The organism is Streptomyces gardneri (assembly GCF_006539185.1).
Lineage (GTDB): Bacteria > Actinomycetota > Actinomycetes > Streptomycetales > Streptomycetaceae > Streptomyces > Streptomyces gardneri.
The window spans coordinates 12,837-28,743 of record NZ_BJMN01000003.1 but is presented as its reverse complement, the minus strand read 5'-3'; the positions used below and the strand labels follow the sequence as shown (position 1 = coordinate 28,743).

The 15,907-nt window shown below is 72.4% G+C and carries 13 protein-coding genes; 5 read left to right on the top strand and 8 right to left on the bottom strand.

Annotation, left to right across the window (positions count from 1 at the left end):
* Positions 1-26 precede the first annotated feature (26 nt).
* Both SGA01_RS01835 and SGA01_RS01830 read left to right on the top strand, forming a co-directional pair.
* Complete coding sequence (locus SGA01_RS01835; RefSeq protein WP_141292618.1) at positions 27-407, top strand: FKBP-type peptidyl-prolyl cis-trans isomerase; 381 nt, start codon at positions 27-29, stop codon at positions 405-407.
* Positions 408-468: 61 nt separating this feature from the next.
* Positions 469-1,098 (top strand): TIGR03086 family metal-binding protein, encoded by a 630-nt coding sequence (locus SGA01_RS01830; RefSeq protein ID WP_229917708.1) that lies wholly within the window; start codon positions 469-471, stop codon positions 1,096-1,098.
* Between the two features lie 187 nt (positions 1,099-1,285).
* Here the strand turns inward: SGA01_RS01830 and SGA01_RS01825 are convergent, their stop codons facing one another.
* Both SGA01_RS01825 and SGA01_RS01820 read right to left on the bottom strand, forming a co-directional pair.
* Positions 1,286-2,806: a catalase gene (locus SGA01_RS01825; RefSeq protein ID WP_141292616.1), complete on the bottom strand. Its 1,521-nt coding sequence runs from the start codon at positions 2,804-2,806 to the stop codon at positions 1,286-1,288.
* 256 nt (positions 2,807-3,062) lie between these two features.
* The gene (locus tag SGA01_RS01820; protein ID WP_141292614.1) at positions 3,063-3,986 is read right to left on the bottom strand and encodes an NADP-dependent oxidoreductase; all 924 of its coding nucleotides are present in this window, start codon (positions 3,984-3,986) and stop codon (positions 3,063-3,065) included.
* A gap of 126 nt (positions 3,987-4,112) precedes the next feature.
* Between SGA01_RS01820 and SGA01_RS01815 the strand changes: the two genes are divergently transcribed.
* Entirely contained in the window at positions 4,113-5,189 is a 1,077-nt protein-coding gene (locus SGA01_RS01815; RefSeq protein WP_141292612.1) for a GlxA family transcriptional regulator, read from the top strand.
* A gap of 134 nt (positions 5,190-5,323) precedes the next feature.
* A complete protein-coding gene (locus SGA01_RS01810; RefSeq protein ID WP_141292610.1) occupies positions 5,324-6,550 on the top strand; it encodes a cation:proton antiporter domain-containing protein in 1,227 nt (408 codons plus the stop codon).
* Positions 6,551-6,623: 73 nt separating this feature from the next.
* Here the strand turns inward: SGA01_RS01810 and SGA01_RS01805 are convergent, their stop codons facing one another.
* From SGA01_RS01805 to SGA01_RS01780, 6 genes are all read right to left on the bottom strand, one after another.
* Positions 6,624-7,586, bottom strand: coding sequence for an ABC transporter substrate-binding protein (locus tag SGA01_RS01805; RefSeq protein ID WP_141292608.1), 963 nt, complete (start codon positions 7,584-7,586; stop codon positions 6,624-6,626).
* Between the two features lies 1 nt (position 7,587).
* A complete protein-coding gene (locus SGA01_RS01800; protein ID WP_141292606.1) occupies positions 7,588-9,561 on the bottom strand; it encodes an ABC transporter permease in 1,974 nt (657 codons plus the stop codon).
* Between the two features lie 97 nt (positions 9,562-9,658).
* Positions 9,659-10,729, bottom strand: coding sequence for a quaternary amine ABC transporter ATP-binding protein (locus tag SGA01_RS01795; RefSeq protein WP_141292604.1), 1,071 nt, complete (start codon positions 10,727-10,729; stop codon positions 9,659-9,661).
* Positions 10,726-12,252, bottom strand: a complete 1,527-nt coding sequence (locus tag SGA01_RS01790; RefSeq protein ID WP_141292602.1) for a GMC family oxidoreductase — start codon at positions 12,250-12,252, stop codon at positions 10,726-10,728. Before SGA01_RS01790 ends, SGA01_RS01795 begins: the two co-directional genes overlap by 4 nt.
* Positions 12,249-13,757: an aldehyde dehydrogenase family protein gene (locus tag SGA01_RS01785; protein ID WP_141292600.1), complete on the bottom strand. Its 1,509-nt coding sequence runs from the start codon at positions 13,755-13,757 to the stop codon at positions 12,249-12,251. Before SGA01_RS01785 ends, SGA01_RS01790 begins: the two co-directional genes overlap by 4 nt.
* A gap of 279 nt (positions 13,758-14,036) precedes the next feature.
* Positions 14,037-14,891 carry a LysR family transcriptional regulator gene (locus tag SGA01_RS01780; RefSeq protein WP_141292598.1) on the bottom strand — a complete coding sequence of 285 codons (855 nt, stop codon included), beginning with the start codon at positions 14,889-14,891 and terminating at the stop codon, positions 14,037-14,039.
* 69 nt (positions 14,892-14,960) lie between these two features.
* Here SGA01_RS01780 and SGA01_RS01775 point away from each other — a divergent pair, with 69 nt between their 5' ends.
* Entirely contained in the window at positions 14,961-15,845 is an 885-nt protein-coding gene (locus tag SGA01_RS01775; protein WP_141292596.1) for an EamA family transporter, read from the top strand.
* Positions 15,846-15,907: the final 62 nt, after the last annotated feature.

Below are 15,907 nucleotides of genomic sequence, written 5' to 3'. Positions count from 1 at the left end.
TTCCGGCGGAGAGTGATGAGGCTGCGATGAGTGAACCGACGAAACCCGAGGTCAACGTTCCGGAGGGGGACGCTCCGACGGAGCTGACCGTTCGGGACCTGGTCGTCGGGGACGGAGCCGAGGCGAAGCCGGGCACGGTCGTCCGGGTTCACTACGTCGGCGTCACGTTCGAGTCCGGCAAGGAGTTCGACGCCTCCTGGGACCGGGGCCAGCCGTTCAAGTTCGCCCTGGGCGGCGGCAGGGTCATCAAGGGCTGGGACCGGGGGGTGCGGGGGATGAAGGTCGGCGGTCGGCGCGAGATCATCGTTCCCCCGCGTCTCGGCTACGGCAAGCAGTCGCCCTCGCCGTTGATCCCTGCGGGTTCGACCCTGGTCTTCGTGGTGGACCTGCTGTCCGTCGCCACCTGAGGCAGGCGTGCCGGAAGCCCGGCCGCCTTCGCTCTCCGCGAGGATCGCACCGTATCGACCGATGAGTTTCCGGCGGCCCAGCGGTCTGCCCTGCATGGAGAACACGTCACTCACGGAACCGATCGATCTCGGAGCGGCCGCGGAGCGCGTCGCCCGGCTCGCGGAGGGCGTCGACGACGCGCGGCTCGACGACCCGACGCCCTGCCCCGAGTACGCGGTACGGGAACTGCTCGGCCATCTCACCGGGCTCGGCGTCGCCTTTTGCGACGCGGCTCGCAAGCAGGTCGGGCCGACGACCGGCACACCGCCCGGCTCGTCCCGTCCGGTGCTCGCGGACGACTGGCGGGCGGCCCTGCCGAAGGTGCTGGACGAACTGGCCGCCGCCTGGCGCGAGCCGGGCGCCTGGGAGGGGGACACACAGGCGGGCGGGATCGACCTGCCGGCCGCCGTCATGGGGCGGATCGCGCTCGACGAGCTGCTGATCCACGGCTGGGACCTGGCGCGGGCCACCGGTCAGGCGTACGAGGTGAGCGAGGAGGAGCTACGAGTTTCCGAGGCTCTGCTGACTCCGACCGACGACGCCTCCGACGACGGGTTCTTCGGCCCCGTCGTCGCGGTACCGGACGGCGCTCCCCTGCTCGACCGCGTGATCGGCCTCAGCGGCCGCCGACCCGACTGGCACCCGGCCTGAGACACGGCCATGCGGCGATCGGCCTGGACGGATCCGGCGCTGGCCTTCCCGCACCTGTGGTGTCGGAACGGACGGCCGCCGAAGGCGCGCGGGAGCACCCGGGCGCCTTCGGCGGAGTCGTCACCGCTCCGGCGGCCGTCGCGTTCGACCGGCCGGGATACGCGGCCGGACGCCGCGACGGGTTCCGTCAGGCCTTCCGTTGCATGGAACGGCGCGCCGGGTTGCCCTGTTCGGCCGCCTTGGGATCCTTCTCGTCGGCCTTGGTCCGGACGCCCTGGGCGATGCGCTTGCCGAGGGTCCCGTCGATGTTCGTCCAGTAGGCGAAGGCACGCTCCAGGACGGGCTCGGTGACGCCGTTGAGAAGGTGGCCGACGACGTTGTCCACCAGGCGGTCGCGGGCCTCGTCGTCCAGGACCTCGCGCACGAGAGTGCCGGGCTGGCCCCAGTCGTCGTCCTCGGCGTGGGAGACGTAGGCCGCCCGGGTGATCTCGCCGTCCGCCGCCCAGCTGGGCGGAGTCCCGTGGCGGGCGGTGTCGGCGGCCGGGCCGCCCTTGGAGTTCGGGGCGTAGACCGGGTCCGTCGTCTTGCGGTAGGCCATCGCGCCGTCCTTCGAGTACGTGTGGACGTCGACGACGGGCGCGTTCACGGGCAGCTGCTGGTAGTTGCCGCCGATGCGGTGGCGGTGGGCGTCCGCGTACGAGAACAGCCGGGCCAGCAGCATCCGGTCGGGGCTGGGTCCGATGCCGGGGACGAGGTTGTTGGGCTGGAAGGCGGCCTGCTCGATCTCGGCGTGGTTGTCGGTCGGGTTGCGGTCGAGCGTCATGCGGCCCACCGGGATGAGCGGGTAGTCCCCGTGCGGCCAGACCTTGGTGAGGTCGAAGGGGTTGAACCGGTACTCCGCGGCCTTCTCGTACGGCATGACCTGCACGTGCAGGGTCCAGCTCGGGAAGTCGCCGTCGCGGATGTGCTCGAAGAGGTCGCGCGTGTGGTAGTCCGTGTCGACGGCCGCCATCTGGTCGGCCTCGTGCTGGGTGAAGAACTCGATGCCCTGATCGGTCTTGAAGTGGTACTTCACCCAGAACCGCTCGCCGGACTCGTTGATCCACATGTAGGTGTGGGACGTGTAGCCGTTCATGTGGCGCCAGGAGCGCGGGATGCCACGGTCCCCCATCAGCCAGGTGACCTGGTGGGCGGACTCCGGGGAGAGCGTCCAGAAGTCCCACTGCATGTCGTGGTCGCGCAGGTTGTTGTCCGCGCGGCGCTTCTGGGACCTGATGAAGTGCTGGAACTTCATGGGGTCCTTGACGAAGAACACCGGCGTGTTGTTGCCGACCATGTCGTAGTTGCCTTCGCTGGTGTAGAACTTCACCGCGAAGCCGCGCGGGTCGCGCCAGGTGTCCGGGCTGCCGCGCTCGCCGGCGACGGTGGAGAAGCGGGCGACCAGATCGGTGCGGGTGCCGGGCTGGAACAGCGCCGCCTTGGTGTAGCCGCTGACGTCGTGGGTGACCTCGAAACGGCCGAACGCGCCGCTGCCCTTGGCGTGCGGCTGGCGCTCCGGGATCCGTTCGCGGTTGAACTGCGCCATCTGCTCGATCAGGTAGGCGTCCTGCATCAGGATCGGACCACCCGGGCCCACGGTGAGCGAGTGTTCGTCGCTCTCCACCGGGGCACCGGAATCGGTCGTGGTGGCGGGTCGGCTGTCGGTCATCGCTCGTACTGCCTTTCCTCGCGTCGGGCGGTAACGCGCCCCTCGATCGGGGGGCCTCGGGTGCGGGCGGGCGCGCGACAGCGGGGCGGCTGTCCTCGCCGCCCCGCACACACACGTCCCACCCTGCGCCCACTCGCCCGGGGCCACCACCGGAGGCCGGGCATCGCCCCTCTCCACAGCGGGCGGAAAGGAGTCGTGCGCCGAGGGCGAGGGCGGTACCGCCGTCGCCCACCGGCGCCGTGTCCACGCCGACCGGTCAGGCGACCGTCAGGACGATCTTCCCGGTGGTGCGGCCCCGTTCGCCGATCTCATGGGCCTTCGCGGCCTCGGCGAGCGGCAGGACGGTGTCGACCACCGGCCTCAGCCGCCCCTGCTCCACGAGGGCCGCGATCTCCCGCAGGCCGAGGTGGTCGGGTTCGACCAGGACCCAGGCCGCCAGCACGCCGTCCGGGGCGGCGGGGACGTCGTCCGGTCCCGGCAGGGTGATCAGCCTGCCGCCCTCACGGAGCACCGTGAGGGAGCGCTCGGCCGTCTCCCCGCCGAGGCCGTCGAGGACGACGTCCACTCCCGTGACGACGTCCTCGAAGCGGTGCTCGCGGTAGTCGATCACCTCGTCCGCGCCCAGCTCCCTCAGCAGGTCGTGCTTGGCGGCGCTCGCGGTCCCGATGACGTACGCGCCGCGCGCCTTGGCGATCTGTACGGCGAGGTGCCCCACCCCTCCGGCCGCGGCGTGCACCAGCACCCGCTCCCCGGGGCGGACGTCCGCGGTGTCGACGAGGGCCTGCCAGGCGGTGAGCGCGGCCAGTGGCAGCGCCGCGGCCTCCACATGGGTGAGCGAGGCGGGCTTGGGGGCGAGGTGCCGGGCCGGGGCCACGACGTACTCGGCGTACCCGCCGGCCTGCCGGGGGAAGAGCGGCATGCCGAAGACCTCGTCGCCGGGGCGGAAGATCCCCACGCCGGGCCCCACGGCCTCCACCGTGCCGGACACGTCCCACCCGACGGCCGGGACGGCGCCCCACTCGATGAGGGCCCCGCCCGCGCGGGTCTTCCAGTCCACGGGGTTCACCCCGGCCGCGTGGACCCGCACCAGGACCTCGTTCAGACCGGGCGTGGGGCGCTCCACCTCGCGCTCCACCAGGTTCTCGGGTCCGCCCCACTGCTCCACGACCACCGCACGCATGTGTCCGCCTCGTTTCCGTCTCGATCCTCGTGCCCCGGAACTCCTCCGGCGGCGATGAGTCCACGATCCGGTGCGCCGGCCTCCCACGGTATTGGCCGTCCGGCCAGCATGTGACAGGATCTGGCCATGAGAGAAACGGTCGGCCGGACGACGCCGGACAGCCACGAGGAGCCGCGGGTGACACCGCACCGGGTCGCCGTGCTCGCGCTGCCCGGAGTGCCGCCGTTCGAGCTCGGCATCCCCTCCCGGGTCTTCGGCTGCGTCGAGGACGCGGAGGGCCGCCCCCTGTACGAGGTCACGATCTGTACGGCCGACGGCGCCCCCGTCCTCAGCGACGCCGGGTTCACCGTGCAGCCCGCGGCCGGTCCCGAGGCTCTGGCCGCCGCCGACACGGTCGTACTCCCGCCCACGCACGCCATGCCGGAGCTCGGGCACGGCGGCCCGCTCCCGCCCGAGGTCGCCGCGGCCATCGCCGGCATCCGGCCCGGCACCCGTCTGGTGTCCATCTGCACCGGGTCCTACGTGCTGGCCGCCGCCGGACTGCTCGACGGCCGGCCGGCCACCACGCACTGGAACCTGGCGCCGGAGTTCCGCCGGGCCTACCCACGGGTCAAGGTCGACGAGGACGTGCTCTTCGTGGACGACGGCGACGTGCTGACCTCCGCGGGCGTGGCCGCGGGTGTCGACCTGTGCCTGCACATGATCCGCCGCGACCACGGTGCGGCGGCGGCGAACCGCGCGGCCCGCATGTGCGTCGTGCCGCCGTGGCGGGACGGAGGACAGGCCCAGTTCATCGACCGGCCCGTCCCCGAGCCCACCCTGGCCAGCACCACGGCCACCCGTGCCTGGGCCCTGGAGCACCTGGGGGAACCGCTCACCCTCGCCCGGCTCGCCGAGCACGCGCGGATGAGCCTTCGCTCCTTCACCCGCCGCTTCCGCGACGAGGTCGGCATGACCCCCGTGCAGTGGCTCACGGCGCAGCGTCTGGAACTGGCCAAGCAGCTGCTGGAGACCACCGACCTGCCCATCGACCTCGTCGCCCACCGCGCGGGCCTCGGCTCCGGGAACTCGCTGCGCGCCCATATGCGTACGGCCTTCGGCACCTCGCCCGCCGCCTATCGGCGCACCTTCGGCACCACGGCCCCGCCCGTACCCGTCGGGACCCATCAGGGAGCCGGAGCGCCGTCCGAGCGGCAGCACTGACGAAGCTCCGACGGAGGGCGCGCAGCCGCTGACAGAGGGTGAGCGGAGCCGCCGTCGGCGTGCTCGCGGGTGTCGGCGCCGGCCCCGCCTTACGCTGCGTCTGTCAGAAAACCCCTCCGAAAGCGCGGATGGTCTTGTCTGCCGGCACCGTCATCGCGGGCATTCTGTTCATGTGGTGCGTCCTGTCGTACCGGCTCGCGCGATGGAGCATCACCGCGCCGATCGCCATGATGCTGGCGGGCATCGCCCTCACCAGCGGTTCGGACCCGCCGCTCGCCTTCGACTTCGGCGACCTCGGCGGCCTCGAACGCACGGTGGAGTTCATCGTCGCCCTGCTGCTCTTCGTCGACGCGACCGAGGTGCCGGCCGGCGTGATCCGCCGGGAGCGGAACATCGTCGCCCGCCTCCTGGGGGTCGCGCTGCCGCTGACCCTGGGCGCCGCCTTTCTGATCTCTCTCGCGTTCTTCCCCGACCAGCCCGGATGGGTCCTGGCGGTACTGGCGACCGTCGTCGTCCCTCTCGATCTGGCGCTCGCCGGTGCCCTGGTCAGGGACAGGCGCGTGCCCGCTCGCCTCCGGGACGTACTGAACGTCGAGGGCGGTCTGAACGACGGCGTCATCTCACCGGTCTTCCTGCTCTGCGTCGCCGGCGCCGCCGCGTCCCGCACGGCCGGCGGCGACTACGCCGAGGCCCTCCTCACCGCCGTCGGAGCGGCGGGCTGGGCGGTCGGAGCGGGTTCGCTCGTCGGCTGGCTGGCCGGACGGCTGCTGCGCCGGTCCTGGGCGAAGGGCTGGACACTGCCCGCCGCGACGCGGCTCGCGGTGCTGAGCGTGCCGATCGCCGCGTACACCCTGTCCGTGTCCCTGGGCGGCAACGGCTTCGTCGCGTCCTTCGTGGCCGGTGTCTGCATCGCACCGGCGCTGCGTCATCTTCCGGAGGACGCCGTGCAGATGACCGACGACCTGTCGACACTGCTGACGCTCGCCCTGTGGTTCCTCTTCGGCCAGATGGTCAACGACGAGTTCTGGGACGGTTTCCACCTCTCCGTCATCTTCTACGCCGTCCTCGCCGTCACCCTGGTGCGCCTGGTGCCCGTGATGCTCGCGCTGATCGGTACGGAGCTGCCCCTGGCCGACCGGCTGTTCCTCGGGTGGATGGGGCCCCGAGGAGCGACCACGGTGGTCTTCGGCCTGCTCGCCGCGATCGAGCTGCCCGCCGCCGGCGGCGGTGACTTCATCTCCCGGGTGATGGTGATCACGGTCATGGTCAGCATCGTGCTGCACGGACTGAGCGCCGAACCCGTCGGCCGCCTCTACGCCCGCCGCCGGCGCGCCTCGCGGGAGCTGCGGGGCGCGGAATGAGGCGTGGAGGGCGGGGCCGGACGGTGGGAGGGTGCGGCGGACCGGGGTGCGTGTCCGGGCCGCCGCACCGGTGTCAGGACGGGAGCCATGCCCGCCAGGTGGTCTCGTTCTCCTTCACCCAGCGCCCCGCCGCCTCCTGCGGCGACAGCTTCTGCTCCGCGATCATCAGGGCGACCTCGTTCTGGTCCTCGGTCGTCCAGCGGAACTTCTTCAGGAAGGCGGCGGCGTCACCGCCTCCGTCGGCGAAGCGGGTGTTGAGGAACTTCTGCAGCGGCGTGTGCGGATACGCGCAGGCCACCTTCTCCGGGTCGGCGTCGCAGCCCTCCTTGTAGGCGGGCAGCTTCACCTCCGTCATGGGGACCTTCTCGAACAGCCACTGGGGCTTGTACCAGTAGGTCAGGAACGGCTTCTTCTCCTTGGCGAACTGCTTGATCTGCGTGATCTGCGCCGCCTCGGAGCCCGCGAACACGACCTGGTAGTCGAGGTCCAGGCTGTTCACGAGTGCCTTGTCGTTCGTGACGTAGGACGGGGAGCCGTCCAGCAGCTGGCCCTTGCCGCCGCTCTCCGCGGTGCGGAACTCGTCGGCGTACTTGTTCAGGTTCCGCCAGTCGGTGACGTCCGGGTGTCGCTCGGCGAAGTACGTCGGCACGTACCAGCCGATGTGGCCGGTCACCCCGAGGTCTCCGGCCCGGGCGATCGTCCCCTTGTCGTCGATGTACCGCTTCTCCTGCTCCGGGTGGCCCCAGTCCTCCAGGATGGCGTCCACCCGGCCCTGGCTGAGCGCGTCCCAGGCGGGGACCTCGTCGATCTGGACGGTGTCCACCCGGTAGCCGAGCTCGTGCTCCAGCAGATACTGGGCGACGGCGACGTTGGCCTGCGCGCCCACCCACGACTGCGTGGAGAGGGTCACCGTGCGGGAGCTCTTCGCGTCGGCGTACGGGGACGCCTGCCGGGTCATGTCGGCGGCGCCGCAACCGGTGAGGCCGGCCGCCAGGGCGGCCGCGGTGACGAGTGCGGCGATGCGTGTACGGGTCATCTCAGGCCCCCTTTCCGGTGAGGCCGCGGCGTTCCGTCGGCTGGGTGACGCGGTCGAGCATCAGGCCGAGGCAGACGATCGCGGCACCGGCGACCAGGCCGGTCGCGAGGTCGCCCTGGGCGAGGCCGAAGACCGCGTCGTACCCGAGTGCGCCACCGCCCACGAGGCCGCCGATGACGACGACGGCGAGGACCAGGACCACGCCCTGGTTGACGGCGAGGAGCAGCGCGGGCCGGGCCAATGGCAGTTGTACGTGGAAGAGCTGCTGCCGCCCGGTCGCGCCCAGGGAGCGCGAGGACTCCAGCGCGGACGGGTCCACCGCGCTCAGCCCCTGGGCGGTGATCCGCACCACCGCGGGCAGCGCGTAGACCACGGCGGCCGCGACCGCCGGGGCGCGGCCCACACCGAACAGGGCGACGACGGGGATCAGATACACGAACTGCGGCATCGTCTGGAAGACGTCGAGAACCGGACGCAGCGCGCGTCCCGTTCGGCTGCTGCGGGCCGCGGCGACCCCGAGGGCGACGCCGAGCAGCAGCGTCACGGCGACGGCGGCCAGGACCTGGGACAGCGTGTCGAGCGCCGGGTCCCAGACACCGAGCACGCCGATCGCCGCCATCGCGAGGACGGCGGTCGCGGCGGTGCGCCAGGTGCCGATGAGCAGGGCGAGTGCGCCGACGGTCAGCAGAACCGCCCACCAGGGCAGCCATTGGAGGCCGTCGCGCAGGGGGTTGAGGACCCAGGTGGTGAAGCGTCCCGCCCAGTCGGCGGTCCCCCCGACGAGGGGGACACCGGAGTAGAGGTGGGCGGTCATCCAGTCGACCGCCCCGTTGACGGGTCCGGCGATGTCGACCGTCCAGGAGGGGGGCCAGGCGAGCCGGTCGGACAGGCGGCCCGCGACGGCGACGGCGGAGGTCGCCGCGAGAGCGACGGCCCAGCCGAGTCCGGCCCGGCGGGCCGGAGCCGTGCCGAGCCGCTCCCCGGCGGCGGCGGTGACCCGGTCCAGGACGACGGCGAGCAGCACGATCGGCACGCCGGCGGCGAGCGCGGCACCGACGTCGACGGAGCCCAGTGCCTGGTAGACGCGGTCGCCGAGGCCTCCCGCGCCGATGACGGACGCGATCACGGCCATGCCGAGGGCCATCATGATGGCCTGGTTGACGCCGAGCAGGAGTTCCTTGCGGGCCAGTGGCAGCCGGGCCGTCAGCAGCCGCTGCCGGCCGGTGGCGCCGAGGGACGCGGCGGCCTCCATGACGCCGGCGTCCGCGCCGCGCAGCCCGAGCGCGGTGAGACGGGCCATGGGCGGGGCGGCGTAGACGACGGTCGCGAGGACGGCCGCGGGTACGCCGATGCCGAAGACCAGGACGACGGGCAGGAGATACGCGAAGGCCGGCAGCACCTGCATGGTGTCGAGGACCGGCCGCAGGATCCGGTGCATGCGGTCCGACAGTCCGGCGGCGAGGCCGAGGAGTCCCCCGAGCAGTACGGACGCGGCGACGGCGACCGCCATCAGGGCGAGCGTCTGCAGGGTGGGCACCCACATGCCGAGCAGTCCGCACACGGCGAAGGCGGCGACGGAGGTCAGAGCGAGCCGCACGCCCGCGACACGCCAGGCGACGAGCCCGGCGGCGGCGGTGACGCCGGCCCAGCCGAGTGCGAGCAGGACCAGGTACACGGCGCGGACGGACACGACCACGACGTTGCTGACGTGCCCGAGGAAGTAGAGGAACAGCGGGTGGCCGTCGCGGTTGTCGATGATCCAGTCACTGGTGCGGTCCAGCGGCCCGGACAGATCGACGGAGAGCGAAGCGGGCCAGCTGCCGCCGCCCAGGAGTACGGCGCCGAGCACGAGCGCGACGACCGCGCCTGCTCCGATCAGTCGGCCGCGATGGCACGCGAGGGAGCGCAGCGCACCGGGCCCGGGGGCAACGGCGGTCGTGGAGCCCGGAGTGACAGGAGTGGCGGTGGCGGTCATCGGCCCCACCGCCCCTGGCCGGGAGCGCCGGTCGGGCGCCCCGGGACGGTGGTGCCCGTCGTGCCGCCCGGCGGCGGCCAGGTCGTATGGGAGTGCATCAGGCCACCGCCTTCCCCGTCGCGGCCGGGATCCCGGCGACGACACCGAGGAGTCCCGCCCGGTCGACGACGCCGAGGCAGCGGCCGTCCTCGACGACCCGCGCGTTCTCGCCCGTGCGGGCGACGGCCTCGATGGCCTCGTGGACGGTGGCGCCGGGGGCGAGCGCGGGGCCGGTCTCGCACTCGTCGGCGACCGCGGGGCGCATCGCCGAGCGGACGGTGAGCACCTGCTCGCGCGGTACGTCGCGGACGAAGTCCCTGACGTACTCGTCGGCGGGGGCGCCCACGATCTCCTCGGGCGTGCCCAGCTGGACGACGCGGCCGTCGCGCATCAGCGCGATGCGGTCGCCGAGCTTCAGCGCCTCGCTCAGGTCGTGGGTGATGAAGACCATCGTGCGTCCCTCCTCCCGGTGCAGGCGTACGACCTCCTCCTGCATGTCGCGGCGGATGAGCGGGTCCAGCGCACTGAACGGCTCGTCGAACAGCAGGACTTCGGGGTCCACCGCGAGGGCGCGGGCGAGTCCGACCCGCTGCTGCTGGCCGCCGGACAACTGGCTCGGCCTGCGGTGCTCCATGCCGTCGAGGCCGACCTTGGTGACGAACTCCGCCGCCCGCTCGCGTCGTTCGCCGCGCGCCACGCCCTGGATCTCGAGCCCGTAGGCCACGTTGTCGAGCACCGTCCGGTGCGGCAGCAGCCCGAAGTGCTGGAAGACCATGGCCGCCCGGTGCCTGCGCAGCTCGCGGAGCCGGCCGGCGTCCATGGACAGCACGTCCTCGCCGTCGATGGAGATCCGTCCCGAGGTCGGCTCGATGAGCCGGGTCAGGCAGCGGACGAGCGTCGACTTGCCGGAGCCCGAGAGGCCCATGACGACGAAGACCTCGCCCTTGCGGACGTCGAAGGAGACGTCCCGGACGGCGGCGGTGCAACCGGTCCGCTCACGCAGCTCGGCGGCGTCGAGGGAGGCGAGTGCCTCGTCGGAGGGCACGCGGTCGGCCTTCGGGCCGAAGACCTTCCACAGCTCGCGTACGGAGAAGACGGGTTCGGCGGTGTCCTGCGTCAGGCCGTTCATCGTCGGGTGCCTCCCAGCAGGTCCACGCATTTCTCGCCGACCATGAGGACGCCGATCATGGGGTTGACGGCGGTCATGGTCGGGAAGACGGACGCGTCGGCGATCCGGATGTTGTCGAGTCCCCGGATCCTCAGGTCGGGTGCGACGACGGCGAGTTCGTCGTCCACGGCCCCCATGCGGCAGGTGCCCGCCGGGTGGTAGACGGTGTGCGCGACATGGCGGGCGTACGCGCTGAGTTCCTCGTCCGAGGTGACCTCGGGCCCGGGGCACACCTCGCGCTTCAGCCATCCGGCCAGCGGCTCGCTCGCCGCGATCTGCCGGGCGATCCGGATCCCGTCGACCAGGGTCCGGCCGTCGTAGTCGTCCTCGTCGGTGAAGTACCGGAAGTCGAGCGCGGGCTTGACCTCGGGGTCGGCGCTCGTCAGGTAGAGCCGGCCGCGGCTGCGCGGCTTGGGGATGTTCGGTGTCATCGACACACCGTGCGGGGGCCGTTCGTAGCCGATCCGCTCCGGGTTGTCGGTGAAGGGGATCTGGTAGAAGTGGAACATCAGGTCCGGCCCCTTGGACTCCGGGTCCCGTCGTACGAAGAGCCCGGCGTCGGAGTCCATCGCGGAGTTCTCCGGGATCGGGCCGTGCGTCTCCCACACGATGACCGACTCGGGGTGGTCGAGCAGGTTCTCCCCCACGCCCGGCAGGTCGTGCGCGACGGGGATGCCGAGCTTCTCCAGGTCGGCACGCGGCCCGATGCCCGAGTGCAGCAGCAGGCGCGGGGTGTCCACGGCGCCCGCGCAGACCAGGACCTCGCGCCGGGCGCGTACGACGTGCTCTTCGCCCTCCTTGGTGCGGACGTGCACACCGGTGGCGCGGGTGCCCTCCAGCTCCAGCCGGAACGCCCAGGTCTCCAGGGCGATGTGCAGGTTCGGCCGGTCCAGGAACGGGTGCAGATAGGCGACGGACGCGGACGACCTCTTGTTGTTCTCGGGGTGGTAGGCGAGGTCGAAGAAGCCAACGCCCTCGTGGAAGGGCTGCCGGTTGAAGCCCTCGACGTGCGGAACACCGAGCGTGGTCCGGGCGGCGTCGACGAAGTCCCGGGCTATCGCGTTCCGGTCGGCCTCGTCGACAGGGACGATGTTGTTGCGCAGCCGGGCGAAGTAGGGGTCCATGGCCGCCGCGTCCCACCCCTCGGCACCGGCCTCGGCCCACTCGTCCCAGTCGGAGGGAAGGGGCTTGAACGCGATGAGGGTGTTGTGCGAGGAGCAGCCGCCGAGGACTCGCGCCCGGCTGTGCCGGATGTACGAGTTGCCGCGCGGCTGCTCGGTGGTGGGGTAGTCGTAGTCCAGCTCACCGCCGAGCAGGCCCATCCAGCGGCGCAGGGTGAGGACGTCGTCGCGGCCGACGTCACTGGGGCCGCCCTCGATGACGGCGACGGTGACGTCCGGGTCCTCGGTCAGCCGGGACGCGATCACCGAGCCCGCGGTGCCGCCGCCGACGATGACGTAGTCGTACATGTGCTGGTCGTTCATGCCTGGTCCTTCGCCGCCGTGCCCGCGAACCAGCGCACGGGGCGCGGAGCGAGGTTCTGGTAGATGTGCTTGGCCTCGCGGTACTCGGCGAGACCGCTGGGGCCCAGCTCGCGGCCGATGCCGGACTTTCCGAAGCCTCCCCATTCCGCCTGCGGCAGGTAGGGGTGGAAGTCGTTGATCCAGACGGTGCCGTGGCGCAGCCGGGCCGCGACCCGCCGGGCGCGGTCCTCGTCGGAGCTCCACACCGCTCCGGCGAGGCCGTACTCGGTGTCGTTGGCGAGGGCGACGGCCTCCTCCTCGGTGCGGAAGGTCTCCACGGTGAGGACGGGGCCGAAGACCTCCTCCCGCACGACCCGCATACGGCGGTGGCACCGGTCCAGGACCGTGGGCCGGTAGAAGTAGCCGGGGCCGGCCGGCTTCTCGCCGCCCGCGCGCAGGACCGCGCCCTCGCCGAGGGCGGAGGCCACGTACTCCTCGGTCCTCGCCAGCTGGGCCGCGGAGACCAGCGGCCCGCATTCGACGCCCTCGTCGGTGCCTCGGCCGAGGCGGATCAGTCCGGCCCGGCGGGCGAGTTCGGCGACGAAGCGTTCGCGCAGCGAATCCTCGACGATGAGGCGCGATCCGGCGGAGCAGACCTGGCCGCTGTGGATGAAGGCGGCGTTGAGCGCCTGGTCGACGGCGGTGTCGAACCCGTCGGGCGTCGAACAGGCGTCGGCGAAGACGACGTTGGGGTTCTTGCCGCCCAGTTCGAGGGCGACCTTCTTCACGCTGTCGGCTGCCGCCCTCGCCACCTTCGTACCGCTGGCCAGGCCGCCGGTGAACGACACGAGGTCGACATCGGGATGTTCGGCGAGCCGGGCCCCGACCGTGGCGCCGGGACCGGTGACGATGTTGGCCGCGCCGAGCGGCAGACCCGCTTCCAGGAGCAGTTCGATCAGCACGACGGTGGTCAGCGGGGTGATCTCGCTGGGCTTGACCACGAACGTGTTGCCGGCGGCGAGGGCCGGTGCGATCTTCCAACTGGCCTGGAGCAGCGGGTAGTTCCACGGTGTGATCAGGGCGCAGACCCCGACCGGTTCGTGCACGACGACACTGCGGATCTCGTCCGAACCGGCGTCGACGACCCGCCCGCCGCTCTCGTTCGCCACGAGGTCGGCGAAGTACAGGAAGGCGTCACGGACGCAGTCGACGTCGACGCGGCCCTCCTCCAGCGTCTTGCCCGCGTCCTGGCTCTCCAGGGCCCCGATCCGCTCGCGGTCCCGCTCCAGCAGAGCGGCGACCCGGCGCAGCAGGGCGGCGCGCTCGGCGACCGGCGTACGCGGCCAGGCCCCGTCATCGAAAGCGGCTCGCGCCGCGGCCACGGCGTCGTCGGTGTCCTGGACGTCACCCTCCGCCACGACCGCGAAGGCGGTCGCGTCGACGGGGTCGATGATCTCGCGCGTGGCCCCGGTCAGGGCCGAGCGCCATTCTCCGCCCACATGGATGGTCTGTAGTGCTGCCGTCACGTCGCGTCTTGCCTTCCGTTCCCATGGATCCCCCTGCCGGTCGGACCGGCGAACCCGCCGCCTGCCCTGCCTCCCGGGATCCATGCGCAATGCATGACGGAGAGTGTCCTGCGTCACTCCGGAAACGGGCACAGACAGGGGCATAGGCGCCATCGCGTCGGGCAGGCGGAGCCGGGCGGCCCGCGTCACACGCGGACTGCGGCCGGGCCACTCACGGGCCGTGGCCACGTCACTCGTGGACCGCGTCCGCGTCACTCGTGGACCGCGGCCGGGGTCGCGTCAGGCCTCGCGGTAGAGGGCGGTGAGCAGTTCGATCACGTGCTGCGCCGCCGGGTGCGGATCGTCGCGCCACCAGGCAAGCCGCACCGCGACCGGTTCGGCATCGCGCACCGGGCGGTACACCACACCGGGCCTGCGGTACTGGCTGGCGGTGGCCTCCGCGCTCATGCCCATGCGGCGACCCGTAGAGATCGCCGTGAGCCAGTCGTCCACGTCGTACGTCTCCTCGGTCGCCGGCCGGGAGTCCGGCGGCCACAGCTCCGGCGTCGTGGTGCCGGTGCGCCGGTCGATCAGCAGGGTGTGACCGCTCAGGTCCGCGAGACGCAGCGACCGGCGCCTGGCCAGCGGGTCGTCGGCAGCCATCGCGCACAGGCGTCGTTCGAGCCCCACGATCGCCGAGTCGAAGCGGCGGTCCTCCAGCGGTCTGCGCAGCACGGCCAGGTCGCACGAGCCCTCCGCGAGCCCGGCGGTCGCCGAGTTGACCCGGACCAGGTGGAGCTCGGTCCCCGGATGCGCCGCGGCCCACCGGCGCTGGAAGGCCGGGGTGTGGCGGCCGAGGGCCGACCAGGCGTAACCGATCCGCAGGACGTGCTGCCCCGCTGTCGCCTCCCGGACCAGCTCGTCCGCCTCCGCGAGCACCCGCCTCGCGTGCGTCACCACCCGCACCCCGGCGGCCGTCGGCGTCACCGACCGGGAGGTGCGCCGCAACAGCCGTACGCCGAGGGCTCGTTCGAGTGACGCCAGGGTCCGCGAGACCGCGGCCTGCGAGACGCCGAGCGCCAGCGCGGCGTCGGTGAAGGTGCCCTCGTCGACGATCGCGACGAGACAGCGCAGCTGCCGCAGGTCCACATCCATGACTTCAGCGTATAGATCCGATGCGCACATGCATTTTGTGCAAGGACGGTCCGGCGCCACGATCAGCCCATGCACACAGCCCCGGCCGGGCCCGCCCCGGCGACGCACACCGAGCCGACGCACCGCACCTCCCCGGCCGGTGTGGCCGCCATGCTCGGCAGCGGCATGTCCAATCAGATCGGCGCCGCGACCGGCTCGCTCGCCTTCCCCGTCCTCGGCCCCGTCGGGGTCGTCGCGGTCCGCCAGTACGTCGCGGCCGCCGTGCTGCTGGTCGTCGGCCGGCCCGCGCTGCGGAGCTTCACCTGGTGGCAGTGGCGGCCCGTCATTCTGCTCGCGGTCGTCTTCGGCACGATGAACCTCTCCCTGTACACCGCGATCGACCGCGTCGGCCTCGGGCTCGCCGTGACCCTCGAGTTCCTCGGCCCGCTCGCCATCGCCCTGGCCGCCACCCGCCGCCGGGTCGACGCGCTGTGCGCCCTGATGGCGGCGGCCGGGGTCGTCACCCTCATGCGCCCGCAGCCCTCGACCGACTACGTCGGGATGGGCTTCGGTCTGCTCGGGGCCGTCTGCTGGGCGTCGTACATCCTGCTCAACCGGACGGTGGGCAGCCGTGTCCCCGGCGCACAGGGCAGCGCGGCCGCCGCGCTGCTGTCCGCCGTGATGTTCCTGCCGGTCGGGCTCTACGTCGTACTGCGCCACCCGCCGACAGCCGCGTCCCTCGGGTACGCCGTGGCGGCCGGCGTCCTCGCCTCGGCAGTGCCGTACCTGGTGGACCTGTTCACCCTGCGCCATGTACCGGCCGCCGCCTTCGGCCTGTTCATGAGCGTCAACCCCGTGCTCGCGGCCCTGGTCGGCTGGATCGGGCTCGGCCAGGGCCTCGGCTGGACCGAGGGGGCGGCCATCGGAGCCGTCGTCGGCGCCAACGTCCTCAGCATCCTCACCTCACGCCGCTGACTCATTCCCGGCCAGCGGGTGCGCGACCGAGATGCGCGACGACGGAGCCGTCGTCGACCGGG

Excerpts from the sequence above, each read along its gene's own strand:
- SGA01_RS01835 (WP_141292618.1), top strand. The coding sequence starts at position 27 with ATGAGTGAACCGACGAAACCCGAGGTCAACGTTCCGGAGGGGGACGCT.
- SGA01_RS01830 (WP_229917708.1), top strand. The coding sequence starts at position 469 with ATGAGTTTCCGGCGGCCCAGCGGTCTGCCCTGCATGGAGAACACGTCA.
- SGA01_RS01825 (WP_141292616.1), bottom strand. The coding sequence starts at position 2,806 with ATGACCGACAGCCGACCCGCCACCACGACCGATTCCGGTGCCCCGGTG.
- SGA01_RS01820 (WP_141292614.1), bottom strand. The coding sequence starts at position 3,986 with ATGCGTGCGGTGGTCGTGGAGCAGTGGGGCGGACCCGAGAACCTGGTG.
- SGA01_RS01815 (WP_141292612.1), top strand. The coding sequence starts at position 4,113 with ATGAGAGAAACGGTCGGCCGGACGACGCCGGACAGCCACGAGGAGCCG.
- SGA01_RS01805 (WP_141292608.1), bottom strand. The coding sequence starts at position 7,586 with ATGACCCGTACACGCATCGCCGCACTCGTCACCGCGGCCGCCCTGGCG.
- SGA01_RS01800 (WP_141292606.1), bottom strand. The coding sequence starts at position 9,561 with ATGACCGCCACCGCCACTCCTGTCACTCCGGGCTCCACGACCGCCGTT.
- SGA01_RS01795 (WP_141292604.1), bottom strand. The coding sequence starts at position 10,729 with ATGAACGGCCTGACGCAGGACACCGCCGAACCCGTCTTCTCCGTACGC.
- SGA01_RS01790 (WP_141292602.1), bottom strand. The coding sequence starts at position 12,252 with ATGAACGACCAGCACATGTACGACTACGTCATCGTCGGCGGCGGCACC.
- SGA01_RS01780 (WP_141292598.1), bottom strand. The coding sequence starts at position 14,891 with ATGGATGTGGACCTGCGGCAGCTGCGCTGTCTCGTCGCGATCGTCGAC.
- SGA01_RS01775 (WP_141292596.1), top strand. The coding sequence starts at position 14,961 with ATGCACACAGCCCCGGCCGGGCCCGCCCCGGCGACGCACACCGAGCCG.